The 12,087-nt window shown below is 67.3% G+C and carries 12 protein-coding genes; 5 read left to right on the top strand and 7 right to left on the bottom strand.

Annotation, left to right across the window (positions count from 1 at the left end):
• Positions 1 to 71 precede the first annotated feature (71 nt).
• The 4 genes from CVM50_RS08305 (at position 72) to CVM50_RS08290 (ending at position 5,194) form a co-directional block, all read left to right on the top strand.
• Positions 72 to 1,217, top strand: coding sequence for a phosphoserine transaminase (locus tag CVM50_RS08305; RefSeq protein WP_085889671.1), 1,146 nt, complete (start codon positions 72 to 74; stop codon positions 1,215 to 1,217).
• Between the two features lie 108 nt (positions 1,218 to 1,325).
• Positions 1,326 to 2,918 (top strand): phosphoglycerate dehydrogenase, encoded by a 1,593-nt coding sequence (gene serA / locus CVM50_RS08300; RefSeq protein ID WP_085889672.1) that lies wholly within the window; start codon positions 1,326 to 1,328, stop codon positions 2,916 to 2,918.
• A 266-nt stretch (positions 2,919 to 3,184) separates the two neighbouring features.
• Positions 3,185 to 3,946 carry a metallophosphoesterase gene (locus CVM50_RS08295; RefSeq protein WP_085889719.1) on the top strand — a complete coding sequence of 254 codons (762 nt, stop codon included), beginning with the start codon at positions 3,185 to 3,187 and terminating at the stop codon, positions 3,944 to 3,946.
• Positions 3,947 to 4,015: 69 nt separating this feature from the next.
• Positions 4,016 to 5,194, top strand: coding sequence for an acetyl-CoA C-acyltransferase family protein (locus CVM50_RS08290; RefSeq protein ID WP_085889673.1), 1,179 nt, complete (start codon positions 4,016 to 4,018; stop codon positions 5,192 to 5,194).
• Positions 5,195 to 5,313: 119 nt separating this feature from the next.
• Here CVM50_RS08290 and CVM50_RS08285 read toward each other — a convergent pair whose 3' ends face one another.
• The 4 genes from CVM50_RS08285 to puuE are packed head-to-tail and all read right to left on the bottom strand — an operon-like array spanning position 5,314 to position 9,499.
• Positions 5,314 to 6,723, bottom strand: a complete 1,410-nt coding sequence (locus CVM50_RS08285) for a uracil-xanthine permease family protein (RefSeq protein ID WP_085889674.1) — start codon at positions 6,721 to 6,723, stop codon at positions 5,314 to 5,316.
• 48 nt (positions 6,724 to 6,771) lie between these two features.
• Complete coding sequence (locus CVM50_RS08280; RefSeq protein ID WP_085889675.1) at positions 6,772 to 7,269, bottom strand: ureidoglycolate lyase; 498 nt, start codon at positions 7,267 to 7,269, stop codon at positions 6,772 to 6,774.
• A complete protein-coding gene (locus tag CVM50_RS08275; RefSeq protein ID WP_085889676.1) occupies positions 7,266 to 8,087 on the bottom strand; it encodes a bifunctional allantoicase/(S)-ureidoglycine aminohydrolase in 822 nt (273 codons plus the stop codon). The genes CVM50_RS08280 and CVM50_RS08275 overlap by 4 nt, the downstream gene beginning before the upstream one ends.
• Positions 8,084 to 9,499, bottom strand: a complete 1,416-nt coding sequence (puuE, locus tag CVM50_RS08270) for an allantoinase PuuE (RefSeq protein ID WP_085889677.1) — start codon at positions 9,497 to 9,499, stop codon at positions 8,084 to 8,086. The genes CVM50_RS08275 and puuE overlap by 4 nt, the downstream gene beginning before the upstream one ends.
• 89 nt (positions 9,500 to 9,588) lie before the next feature.
• Here puuE and uraH point away from each other — a divergent pair, with 89 nt between their 5' ends.
• Positions 9,589 to 9,948 (top strand): hydroxyisourate hydrolase, encoded by a 360-nt coding sequence (gene uraH, locus CVM50_RS08265; protein WP_085889678.1) that lies wholly within the window; start codon positions 9,589 to 9,591, stop codon positions 9,946 to 9,948.
• Positions 9,949 to 9,966: 18 nt separating this feature from the next.
• Here the strand turns inward: uraH and CVM50_RS08260 are convergent, their stop codons facing one another.
• The 3 genes from CVM50_RS08260 to CVM50_RS08250 form a co-directional block, all read right to left on the bottom strand.
• Positions 9,967 to 10,242 (bottom strand): hypothetical protein, encoded by a 276-nt coding sequence (locus CVM50_RS08260; protein WP_085889679.1) that lies wholly within the window; start codon positions 10,240 to 10,242, stop codon positions 9,967 to 9,969.
• Between the two features lie 127 nt (positions 10,243 to 10,369).
• On the bottom strand, positions 10,370 to 11,017 hold the full coding sequence (locus CVM50_RS08255) for an OmpA family protein (RefSeq protein ID WP_085889680.1): 648 nt from the start codon (positions 11,015 to 11,017) through the stop codon (positions 10,370 to 10,372).
• Between the two features lie 169 nt (positions 11,018 to 11,186).
• Positions 11,187 to 12,071, bottom strand: a complete 885-nt coding sequence (locus CVM50_RS08250) for a methylated-DNA--[protein]-cysteine S-methyltransferase (RefSeq protein WP_085889681.1) — start codon at positions 12,069 to 12,071, stop codon at positions 11,187 to 11,189.
• Positions 12,072 to 12,087: the final 16 nt, after the last annotated feature.

Raw genomic sequence — 12,087 nt, 5'->3', positions numbered from 1 at the left:
AATCCTCCGTATATGCGGCGGTGGGACACCCCTCCCCAACGAGGGGCGCTTATCTGGAAGGTTAAGTCATTATGACTGACAAGCATCCGGCCACGCGGCCGGCAAATCCGCGTTTTTCCTCTGGCCCTTGCGCCAAGATCCCCCATTACACTCTGGACATGCTCGCCGACGCTCCGCTCGGCCGCTCGCACCGTGCCAAGGTCGGCAAGGAAAAGCTAAAGGCGGCGATCGAGACCACGCGCGAGATCCTGGGTATTCCGGCCGAGTACAAGATCGGCATCGTGCCCGCCTCCGACACCGGCGCCGTCGAGATGGCCATGTGGTCGCTTCTGGGTGAACGCAAGGCCACCATGGTTGCCTGGGAATCCTTCGGCTCCGGCTGGGTCACCGACGTGGTGAAGCAGCTGAAGATCGACGCCGAGGTGAAGACCGCCGACTACGGCCAGATCGTGGATTTCGCCGAGGTTGATTTCGACACCGACGTCGTCTTCACCTGGAACGGCACCACCTCGGGCGTGCGCGTGCCGAACGGCGACAAGATCCCCGCCGACCGCGCCGGCCTGACCATCTGTGACGCCACCTCTGCCGCCTTCGCCCAGGACCTGCCCTGGGACAAGCTGGATGTGACCACCTTCTCCTGGCAGAAGGTGATGGGCGGCGAAGCGGCTCACGGCATGATCGTGCTGTCGCCCCGCGCCGTCGAGCGTCTGGAAAGCTACACCCCCGCCTGGCCGCTGCCGAAGATCTTCCGCCTGACCAAGGGCGGCAAGCTGATCGACGGCATCTTCGAAGGCGCGACGATCAACACGCCCTCCATGCTGGCGGTCGAGGATTACCTCGTCGCGCTGGACTGGGCCAAGAAGGTCGGCGGCCTGGATGGCCTGATGAAGCGGGCGGACACCAACGCCAAGATCCTGTGGGACTTCTGCGATCGCAACGACTGGATCGCGAACCTGGCTGAGGACGATGCCACGCGCTCGAACACCTCCGTCTGCCTGAAGTTCACCGATGATCGCATCAAGGATCCGGCGAAGTTCGCCAAGGCCGTCGCCAAGAAGCTGGAAGACTACAACGCGGCCTATGACGTCGGCGCCTATCGCGACGCCCCCGCCGGTCTGCGTGTCTGGTGTGGTGCCACGGTCGAGGCCTCCGACGTGGAAGCCCTGACGCTCTGGCTGAAATGGGCCTTCGAGGCCTGCCTCGACGAGCAGGACTAAGCTGGTCGACGGTGGGAGAGATCCCACCGTCCCGCATCCCCAGTCTTTCCCCGGCGCGGTGCCCGCGCCGTCCCGATCCCAATTCCGACTTTCGAAGGAGCGCCTGACATGGCCCCCAAAGTTCTGATTTCCGACAAGCTGTCCGCCGCCGCCGTCCAGATCTTCAAGGATCGTGGCATCGACGTGGATTTCCAGCCCGACCTTGGCAAGGACAAGGACAAGCTGGCCGAGGTCATCGGCCAGTATGACGGCCTGGCCATCCGGTCGGCCACCAAGGTCACCGAGAAGATCCTGGAAAACGCCACCAACCTGAAGGTGATCGGCCGCGCCGGCATCGGCACCGACAACATCGACAAGGAAGCGGCCTCCAAGAAGGGCGTGATCGTGATGAACACGCCCTACGGCAACATGATCACGACGGCGGAACACGCCATCGCCATGATGTTCGCCGTGGCCCGCCAGATCCCCGAGGCCAGCGCCTCCACCCATGCCGGCAAGTGGGAAAAGTCCAAGTTCATGGGCGTCGAGCTGACCGGCAAGACCCTGGGCGTGATCGGTGCCGGCAACATCGGCGGCATCGTCTGCAACCGCGCCCTGGGCCTGAAGATGAAGGTCGTGGCCTATGACCCCTTCCTGGGCGAGGAAAAGGCCAAGAAGATGGGCGTCGAGAAGGTCGAGCTGGACGAGCTGCTGAAGCGCGCCGATTTCATCACCCTGCACGTGCCCTTCACCGAGCAGACCGCCAACATCCTGTCGGCGGAAAACCTGGCCAAGACCAAGAAGGGCGTGCGGATCATCAACTGTGCCCGCGGTGGCCTGGTGGATGAACAGGCCCTGGCGGACCTGCTGAAATCCGGTCACGTGGCCGGTGCGGCCTTCGACGTGTTCAAGGAAGAACCCGCCACCGAGAACCCGCTGTTCAACCTGCCCAACGTGGTCTGCACCCCGCACCTGGGCGCCGCCACCACCGAGGCGCAGGAAAACGTCGCCCTGCAGGTGGCCGAGCAGATGTCGAACTACCTGCTGGACGGCGCCGTGGAAAACGCGCTGAACATGCCCTCGATGACCGCGGAAGAAGCCAAGGTCATGGGCCCCTGGGTCGACCTGGCCGGTCACCTTGGCAACTTCATCGGCCAGCTGACCGATGAGCCGATCAACGCCATTAACATCCTCTACGACGGTGTCGCCGCCGACATGAACCAGGGCGCGCTGAACTGCGCCGTGATCGCCGGCATCCTGAAGAAGGCCAACCCGGACGTGAACCTGGTCTCGGCCCCGGTCGTCGCCAAGGAGCGTGGCACCCAGGTCTCGACCACCTCGCAGTCCAAGGGCGGCACCTTCGACGGCTACATCAAGGTGACCATCGTCACGCCCGAGCGTGAACGCAGCTGCGCCGGCACCGTCTTCTCCGACGGCAAGCCGCGGTTCATCCAGATCAAGGGCATCAACATCGACGCCGAGGTGGGGGAGCATATGCTCTATACCACCAACGAGGACGTGCCGGGCGTGATCGGCACCCTGGGCACCACCCTGGGTGAGAACGGCCAGAACATCGCCAACTTCACCCTGGGCCGCACGGCCACGGGCAAGCAGGCGATCGCGCTGCTGTACCTCGACGAGAAGACCAAGCCGGAAACGGTGAAGGCGCTGCGTGACACCGGTCTGTTCCAGCAGATCCGTCCGCTGGAGTTTGCCGTCTGATCGACGTCTGACCCTGTTTCCGAGAGGGGCCGCGCCGCAGGGTGCGGCCCTTTTTCGTTCGGGTCGCCGTTCGGGGGCGGACGGCGCCGGGGTCGGGGGCTCTGCCCCCCTTGAGCCTTCGGCTCAATTCCCCCCGGAGTATTTTTGACGAAGTGAAGACAGGGGCGGGGCGCCTGTCATCCGCTGTCATGAAAATGTGTCGTCCGGGCGCTGGTCATTGGCGGGCAAAGATGATCCTTTTGCCGCGACGCAGCGACGAGGCTTTCATGACCATCTATGCCATCGGGGACATCCACGGACAGATCGACCTTCTGGACGGGGCGCTGGCGCGGATTGCGCAGGACGGCGGGCGCGACGGGCCGGGCGGGCCGGACGAGGTGATCTTCACCGGCGATCTGGTGGACCGGGGGCCCGAGACGCGCGCGGTGATCGACCGGCTGATCGCAGGGCGGGCGGAGGGGCGGAACTGGACGGTCCTGCTGGGCAACCATGACCGCATGTTCCGCCGCTTCCTGGAAAGCGCCCGCCTCGACGACCCGGCGATCAAGTCGGGCGCCCCCTGGACGCATTACCGCCTGGGCGGTTGTGCCACGCTGGAAAGCTACGGGGTGGCGACCGGACCCGACCGGTCCGTCGCCGACCTGCATGCCGAGGCGCGGGAAAAGGTGCCGCAGGCGCACCGGGATTTTCTGGACGGGTTGCCGCTCTGGGCGGAGCGGGACGCGTTGCTGTTCGTCCACGCGGGCATCCGGCCCGGCATCGCCCTGGAGGCGCAGGACGAACAGGACCTGGTCTGGATCCGGGACGAGTTCTATGCCGAGACCGGCCCGCATCCCTGGCTGATCGTGCATGGCCACACCATCGTCGACGAGGTGAGCCATTTCGGCAACCGCGTCGACATCGATACCGGGGCGGGGCATTCGGACGGGCCCCGGTTCCTGTCGGCCGTGGCCTTCGAGGGGTCCGAATGTGCGGTTCTGACATCGGCGGGCCGGGTGCCGCTGGTCCCTGGGCAGGCTGCCGAATAACGCACCGTCACTGTCGCCACGGGGCGGTGCGGTGGTAGGGTTTGCCCGAAACACCTTCGGGAGGACCTCATGGACGATATCGTCATTCTCAGCGGTGCGCGCACCGCCATCGGCACCTTCGGCGGCAGCCTGGCCGGTGTCTCGCCCATCGACCTGGGCACCACCGTCACCCGCGCGGCACTGGAACGCGCGGGCGTCGAGGGGGCTCAGGTGGGCCACGTGGTCATGGGTCATGTCATCAACACAGAGCCGCGCGACATGTACGTCAGCCGCGTTGCCGCGATGCAGGCAGGTATCCCCGAGACGACGCCGGCGATGAACGTGAACCGCCTTTGCGGCTCCGGCGCGCAGGCCATCGTGTCCGCCGCCCAGTCGCTGATGCTGGGAGATGCCGATTTCGCCGTCGCCGGCGGGGCCGAGAACATGTCGCGCTCGCCCTACATCATCCAGGGGCAACGCTGGGGCACCAAGATGGGCGACGTGAAGACGCTGGACATGATGCTGGGCGCGCTGAACTGCCCCTTCGGCACCGGCCACATGGGCGTGACGGCGGAAAACGTCGCGGCCGAAACCACGATCACCCGTGAGGATCAGGACGCCTTCGCGCTGGAAAGCCAGCGCCGCGCCGGCGCCGCCATCGCGGCGGGCCATTTCGCCGAGCAGATCGTGCCGGTCACCGTGAAGGTGAAGCGCCAGGAGGTCGAGTTTGCGACTGACGAACATGCCAAGCCCTCCACCACCGCCGAGGCGCTGGCGGGGCTGCGCCCGGCCTTCCAGAAAGACGGCACGGTGACGGCGGGCAATGCCTCCGGCCTCAACGACGGCGCGGCGGCGCTGGTGCTGGCCCGCGCCTCGGCGGCCGAGGCCGCCGGACTGAAACCGCGCGCGCGCATCCTGGGCTATGCCCATGCGGGTGTGCGCCCCGAGGTGATGGGCGTGGGGCCGATCCCGGCGGTGGAGAAGCTGCTGGAGAAGACCGGTCTGAAGGCGTCGGATTTCGACGTGATCGAATCGAACGAGGCCTTCGCCGCCCAGGCCATCGCGGTGAACCGCGCCCTGGGTCTGGACACAGCCAAGGTGAACCCCAACGGCGGTGCCATCGCCCTGGGCCACCCGGTGGGCGCCACCGGCGCGATCATCACCGTCAAGGCGCTCTACGAGCTGGAGCGGATCGGCGGGTCGAAGGCGCTGATCACCATGTGCATCGGCGGCGGTCAGGGCATCGCGCTGGCGATCGAGCGGATCTGAGCCGCAGACCTGAGCCACTGGGCGCCCCTGCGCCTATCCGACAGCCGAAAATACTCTCGCCGAAGGCAAAGGCGCGCCCCGTGGGGCGCGCCTTTCTCGTTGCACGAGGTTCGGGGCCGTCAGGCGGCGTCGGTTCTATGCGCCTCGATCTCCGCCTCGGCCTCGGCGTGCTCTTCCGGGGTTTCGTCGGGCAGTACGAGGTTGAGGATGATCGACAGGCCGGCGGCGGGCAGCAGGCCCGAGGTCAGCAGGATCTGCAGGGTGCGTGGCAGGTGCTGCAGCGCCGAGGGTTCCAGTTGCAGGCCGAAGCCCACCGAGAGCGACACCGCGAGGATGATCATGTTGCGGCGGTTCCAGACCACGTCGGACAGCATGTTGATGCCCGAGGCCGCGACCATGCCGAACATGACGATGACACCGCCGCCGAGGACGTTGATCGGCACCGTGTTGATCACCGCGCCCACCTTGGGCACCAGCCCGCAGAGGATCAGGAAGACCGCGCCGATGGTGACCACGTGGCGGCTCATCACGCCGGTCATGGCGATCAGGCCGACGTTCTGGCTGAAGGACGTGTTGGGCAGCCCGCCGAAGACCCCGGCCAGGGCGGAGCCGAAACCGTCGGCAAAGGTCGCGCCCTCGATCTCGCGATCCGTGGCCTCGCGGCCCGCGCCGCCCTTGGTGATGCCGGAGGTGTCGCCCACCGTCTCGATGGCCGAGATGATCGCCATGAAGCACATGCCGATGATGATCGCAGGGTCGAAGCCGAGGCCCCACTGGAAGGGCATCGGCAGGTCGAAGAGGCTGGCATTGCCCACGTTGCCGAAGCTGACCTGGCCCATGGCGGCGGCGACGGCATAGCCTGCCAGGATGCCGATCAGCACAGAGGCCACGGAGAGGAGCCCGGTGGTGAAGAACGACAGGCCCAGGGCCACGAAGATCACCACCAGCGCCGGGATCCACATGGCGGCGGTGCCGAACTCGGGCTGGCCGACCAGGGGCACACCGCCTGCGGCATACTGGATGCCGGTTTTCAGCAGGGCCAGGCCGATCATCAGCACGATCAGCCCGGTGACCAGGGGCGGCAGGGCAAAGCGCAGCCGCCCGATGAAAAAGCCGATGCAGAAGTGGAAGATCCCGCCGATCACCACCCCGGTCATCAGCGCCGCCATGCCTTCGGTGCCACGTCCCGCCACGGCCGGGATCATGACCGGCAGGAAGGCGAAGGAGGTGCCCTGCACGATCGGCAGGCGCGCCCCGATCGGCCCCATGCCGATGGTCTGGAACAGCGTGGCGACGCCGGCAAACAGCATCGCCATCTGGATCATGTAGGTCATGTCGGGGAAGCCGAGCGCCCCCTGGTCCGACCCGAAGCCGAAGCCCGCGGCCCCCGCGATGATGATCGAGGGCGTCACGTTGGAGGCGAACATCGCCAGCACATGCTGGATCCCCAGCGGAACGGCGTCGCCGATCGGCGGCATGTAATTCGGATCGCGGAGCTGCTCCGCGGTGCCCAAGGAACTTTCGGTCATTGTCACTTCCCCTGTTGCTGACATGGCCTCTCTTGACGGAGGCGTATGTCAGAGCGTGACAGTAAACGGATGCTCTAGGAAGTACTCTTCTAGGTTGGGGGTGTCGCCGATGCGGTCGATGACGGCGAAAAGGCCCGGTTCTGCCAAAGGCGTAAGCACACCGTGCCAGGTGCCGCGGTGGAAATTCACCCCCTGGCCCGGTTCGGGCAGGAAGGCGCGCGGCGCGCCGGGCCGGCCATCCGCGTCCGCGGCGACGATCACCAGCCACGGCGCGGCGGTCATCGGCACGAAGGCCTGGCTGCCCTCCGGGTGCCGTTCCAGCAGGTCGCAGGTATAGGGCAGGGCGCGCGCCTGGGCGCGGAAGATCGAGATCCCGGCGCGCCCGCCGGGACCGAAATCGAGCGTCGCCCGATCATGATACCGTTCGCACATCCCCGCATTGATCAGCTTGTCGTAGCTTTCCGTCACCTCCAGCACGTCGCCGAAGGGGGCGAAGGCGGCGGCTGTCAGCGGCTCGGCCCGGATCGTCCGCGGGGGCGTGGTCACAGGGTCAGCTCCGGGTGGCGGTTCACGTCCTTGTAAAGCAGGTAGCGGAACGGCTCATCGCCAAGCTGTTCGCAGGCCTGCGGGCAGAAGGCGCGCAACCACATGAAATCGCCCGCTTCCACGTCCACCCAGTCGGTATTGAGCAGGTAGCGCCCCTTGCCCTGCAGCACGAAGAGACCGTGTTCCATCACGTGGGTTTCGGCAAAGGGAATGCGCCCGCCCTTCTGGAAGGTGACGATATTGACGTGCATGTCGTGGCGCAGGTCGCTGGGATCGGCGAAGCGGGTGGTGGCCCAGGCGCCGCCGGTGTCGGGCATCGGGATCGGTGCCACGGCGTCGTCGTGGGAGACAAAGCTTTCGGGCGCGTCGATGCCGGGGGCGGGCACGTAGCGCTTGCGGATCCAGTGGAAGGAAACGGGCACGTCCCCGCGGTTGCGCAGCGACCAGGCCGCGCCCGGCGCGAGGAAGGCATAGCCGCCCGCGTCCAGCACATGCTCGGTCCCGTCCAGGGTCAGCACCACCTCGCCGCCGGTGACGAAGATCACGCCCTCGGCGCCCGCGTCGGGTTCGGGGGTGTCGCTGCCGCCGCTCGGGGCCAGCTCGACGATGAGCTGGGCAAAGGTCTCGGCGAAGCCCGAAAGCGGACGCGCCAGGATCCAGGCGCGGGCCTGGTTCCAGCCGGGCAGGAAGGAGGTGACGATATCCGACAGGCAGGTGCCGGGAATGATCGCATAGGCGGTGGTAAAGCGCGCCGGATCGTAGTGGCGTTCCCCCTGTGCGGGCAGGCCCCCCTTGGGGGTGAAGTAGCTGCGTGTCACGCGAGAAGGTCCTTCAGGCGGTGGTACGTGATTCGCTCGACCTGGGCGCAGGCGGCCCGGAACTCGGTCTCGCGGTCATGGGCCAGGCGACGGGTCATCGCCTCCATGATGGACGCCTTCGTATGCTCCTTGGCGGCGATGATAAAGGGGAAGCCGAACTTGGCCGTGTAGGCGGCGTTGCCCTCGGTGAAGAAGGCGCGTTCCTCGTCGGTCAGGACCGACAGGCCGGCGCCCGCCTGTTCCTCGCTGCTTTCCGCCGTCAGGCGCTTGGCCTCGGCCAGCTTGCCGGCCAGGTCGGGGTGGCTGGTCAGCACCTGCAGCTTTTCCTCCGGCGCGGCGCGGCGGAAGACGCGCACAAGCGCGCTCCACAGCCCCTTGGCGCGGTCGTGCACCGGGCCCAGCTCGCCCTCCCAGGCGCGTTCGGCCACCCAGGGGGAATGTTCGTAGATCCCACCGAAGAGGCGCACGAACTCCTCCTTGGGCATCTGGCTGGGGACCAGGGCCGGGGTGACATGGGGGTGTTCGGCGGCCCAGTGGTCGTGGATGTCGATGCGGCGCGGGAACCAGACATCGCCCTTCGACTGGGCGTAGTCGATGAACTTGCGCAGCGCGGCAATGCGGCCCGGACGGCCCAGCAGGCGGCAGTGCATCCCGATCGAGAACATCTTGGCCGATCCCGCCTCGCCCTCCGCGTAGAGCTCGTCGAAGGCTGCCTTCAGGTACTCGAAGAACTCTTCCTGGCCGCCAAAGGTGGCCGGCCCGGCAAAGCGCATGTCATTGGTGTCCATCGTGTAGGGGATCACCAGGGTGCGATGGCCGTCGAAATCGCCCCAGTAGGGCAGGTCGTCGTCGATGGTATCGCTGACCCATTTCATCCCCAGCTCGGCGGCCAGTTTCACCGTGTTCATGGAACAGCGCCCGGTGTACCAGCCCTCGGGCTTCTCGCCGGTCACTTCCTCATGCAGGGCGATGGCCTCTTGCATGATCGCCCGCTCTTCGTCCTCGGGCATGTCCTTGTGTTCGATCCATTTCTTGCCGTGGCTGGCGATCTCCCAGCCGGCCTCCTGCATCGCCCAGACCTGTTCCGGGCTGCGCGCCAGGGCATCGGTCACGCCGTAGACGGTCAGCGGGATGCCCTTCTCGGTGAACAGGCGATGGAGGCGCCAGAACCCGGCGCGGGCGCCGTATTCATAGACCGACTCCATGTTCCAGTGGCGCTTGCCCTCCCACGGCGTGGCGCCGATCACTTCCGACAGGAAGGCCTCGGACGCGGGATCGCCGTGCAGGATGTTGTTTTCGCCGCCTTCCTCGTAGTTCAGCACGAAGGAGACCGCGACCTTGGCACCGCCAGGCCACCGGGCGTCCGGCGGGGTGGGGCCGTAGCCGATCATGTTGCGCGGGTAGCGGTTCATGTGGTTCTCTCCGTCTGCATCTGGGGCGCGGGCATCTTTGACGCTCGCCCCACGGAGGCTCAAGGGGAATTTGGCAAAAGGGGTCGGGAATGGCCGAGGGTTACCTGACGACGCATGTTCTTGATACGGCAAGAGGCGTTCCGGCAGCGGGGATGGAGGTCGTGCTGTACCGCCTGGCCAATGGCGCGCGGGACGAATTGGCCCGGATGGTGACCAATGCCGACGGGCGCACCGACAGCCCGATCCTGCCTGCGGCGCATTTCGCCTGCGGCAGCTACGAGCTGGAGTTCCACGCCGGCGCCTACCTCGACGCCAGCGGCGCGGCGCCGGAAGAGCCGCGGTTCCTCGACGTGGTGCCGATCCGGTTTGGCATCTCGGACGAGGCGGCGCATTACCACGTGCCGCTGCTGATCTCCCCCTTCGGGATGAGCACTTATCGCGGCAGCTGAGGCCGCCGCCGCATCACGTCACAGCATCACCACGGGCTGGTAGCCGGTGGTGATCCCCGCCTGGTCGACCGGGGCCGCAGCGCGGCGGCGAGTGGGATCGGCCATGTAGCGCTCGAACGCCGCTTCGTCCGGGAAGGCGTAGAGATGCGTTTCGCCGCCCGTGTCGAGGTGGCGCAGGCAGACCAGCCTTTCGCCGCCGTAGTCTGCCAGCAATGGCAGAACGGTCGCCTCGTAGGCCTCCAGCGGGCGAAAGTCCTCGCCCGGCGGGCCGATGGTCAGCAGCACGCAGAACATGCCATGCAGCCTAGCGCGGTTTGGTCATCAAAGGGTTAGGACCAGTAGCCCATGCAAAAGGCCGCGCCCGAGGGGACGCGGCCGTTGTCCTTGGCGGGGTGGGCGGGAAAGCCCGCCCGGGCCGGCCTCAGCGGGCGTTCGGCAGGATCACGATTTCCACGCGACGGTTCTGCGCGCGGCCCTCGGGCGTCAGGTTCGACGCGCGCGGCTGATCCTCGCCGCGGCCGATGGCCTGGATGCGTCCGGCGGAGACGCCATAGCCGATCAGGGTCGAGGCGACGGTGCCGGCGCGACGCTGCGACAGGTCCTGGTTGTAGGCGGCGGCCCCGGTGTTGTCGGTGTGGCCCAGAACCTGGACGCTGGTCTGCGGGTAGTCGTTCAGCGACACGGCCAGGTCGCGCAGGTCGCCGGTCAGATCCGGGCGCAGCGAGGCGCTGTCGGTGGCGAACAGGATGTCCTGCGGCATGGTGACGATCAGGCGGTCGCCGGTATTCACGATCTCGACGCGGTTGCCCATGGACTGGCGCAGCTGCGCTTCCTGGCGGTCGAGGTAGTTGCCGTAGGCCCCGCCGGCCAGACCGCCGAGGGCTGCGCCGACCACGGCGCCCTTGCCTTCGTCATCCGACACGATGGCACCCAGGGTGGCACCGGCCAGCGCGCCCAGGCCCACGCCGGTGCGGGTGTTGCGTTGGCCGTCATCGGGGTTCTCACAGGCGGTCAGCACCAGCAGCGAAGCGCCCGAGAGCGCGAGAATGGATTTCTTCATCAGGGTCATGTCTGTCTCTTTCCTCCGGTAGGCCATACGGGGGGCCGTCCTTATGCTCTCGGCATAGCCGATGTTGCGAAAGCGCCCAATGGGCAACGCGCCAGGGGCAGGCGGGTTTCCGCTCTCACCGAGGATAGACGGAGTGTTGCAGGACTGCATCGGACCTGATCGGGGGGTGTCAGTCTGCGGCCTGCGGCTGGCGCAGCGCCTCGCGGGTCAGCAGGGCCTCTTTCACCCCGGTGCCCCAGTGATAGCCACCCAGGCCCCCGTCCTTGCGCAGAACGCGGTGGCAGGGGATCAGCCAGGCGATCGGGTTGCGGCCCACGGCGGTGCCGACGGCCCGGCTGGCGCGGGGGGCGTCGATGCTGCGGGCGAGATCGGAATAGCTGGTCGTCTGTCCTTCCGGGATGGCCAGAAGGGCCTCCCAGACCTTGATCTGGAACGGCCCGCCCATGATGTGCAGTCGTGCCGCGCCGCCTTCGAAAGCGGCCTCGGCCAGGGGGCGGATGCGCGCGGGGTCGCGGTGGTACTGCGCTGCGGGCCAACGCGCGGTTAGATCGGCCAGCGCGGCGTCCCGCCCGGTTTCGGCGGTGAAGGCCAGGCCGCAGATGCCCCGTTCGGTCGCCATGACCACCGCTGGGCCATAGGGGGTGGCCAGCTCGTCCCAGGCGATTTCCACACCGGCGCCGCCGCGGGCCACGTCGCCAGGGCGCATCGCTTCCCATCGCAGCACCAGATCATGCAGCCGCCCGGTGCCCGACAGGCCCGCCGCGGCTGCGCTTTCCTCGGTGGTGGCACGGGCGGTCAGCAGCGGGCGGGCCCGGGTCAGGGCCAGGAATTGCTGGTAACGCTTGGGGGAGATGCCCGCCCAGGCAGAGAAGACCCGCTGGAAATGCGCCGGGCTCATCTGCATGCGCGTGGCAAGGTCCTCCAGTGACAGGGGCGCCTCGGCTGCCCGGATCTCCTCGATTGCGCGGCGGATCAGGCCGTAGTGATAGCGATCCTCCGGCGCGGCGTCGGGCAGGGAGGTTTGGGCAGCGGACAGGGGGGCGATCTGTGTCATGGACCTGAAGATATGT

The organism is Pseudooceanicola marinus (assembly GCF_002786295.1).
Classification (GTDB): Bacteria; Pseudomonadota; Alphaproteobacteria; order Rhodobacterales; family Rhodobacteraceae; genus Pseudooceanicola; species Pseudooceanicola marinus.
The sequence above is the reverse complement of the archived record's forward strand: the minus strand, read 5'-3'. Positions and strand labels throughout refer to the sequence as shown.

Excerpts from the sequence above, each read along its gene's own strand:
- CVM50_RS08305 (WP_085889671.1), top strand. The coding sequence starts at position 72 with ATGACTGACAAGCATCCGGCCACGCGGCCGGCAAATCCGCGTTTTTCC.
- serA (WP_085889672.1), top strand. The coding sequence starts at position 1,326 with ATGGCCCCCAAAGTTCTGATTTCCGACAAGCTGTCCGCCGCCGCCGTC.
- CVM50_RS08295 (WP_085889719.1), top strand. The coding sequence starts at position 3,185 with ATGACCATCTATGCCATCGGGGACATCCACGGACAGATCGACCTTCTG.
- CVM50_RS08290 (WP_085889673.1), top strand. The coding sequence starts at position 4,016 with ATGGACGATATCGTCATTCTCAGCGGTGCGCGCACCGCCATCGGCACC.
- CVM50_RS08285 (WP_085889674.1), bottom strand. The coding sequence starts at position 6,723 with ATGACCGAAAGTTCCTTGGGCACCGCGGAGCAGCTCCGCGATCCGAAT.
- puuE (WP_085889677.1), bottom strand. The coding sequence starts at position 9,499 with ATGAACCGCTACCCGCGCAACATGATCGGCTACGGCCCCACCCCGCCG.
- uraH (WP_085889678.1), top strand. The coding sequence starts at position 9,589 with ATGGCCGAGGGTTACCTGACGACGCATGTTCTTGATACGGCAAGAGGC.
- CVM50_RS08260 (WP_085889679.1), bottom strand. The coding sequence starts at position 10,242 with ATGTTCTGCGTGCTGCTGACCATCGGCCCGCCGGGCGAGGACTTTCGC.
- CVM50_RS08255 (WP_085889680.1), bottom strand. The coding sequence starts at position 11,017 with ATGACCCTGATGAAGAAATCCATTCTCGCGCTCTCGGGCGCTTCGCTG.
- CVM50_RS08250 (WP_085889681.1), bottom strand. The coding sequence starts at position 12,071 with ATGACACAGATCGCCCCCCTGTCCGCTGCCCAAACCTCCCTGCCCGAC.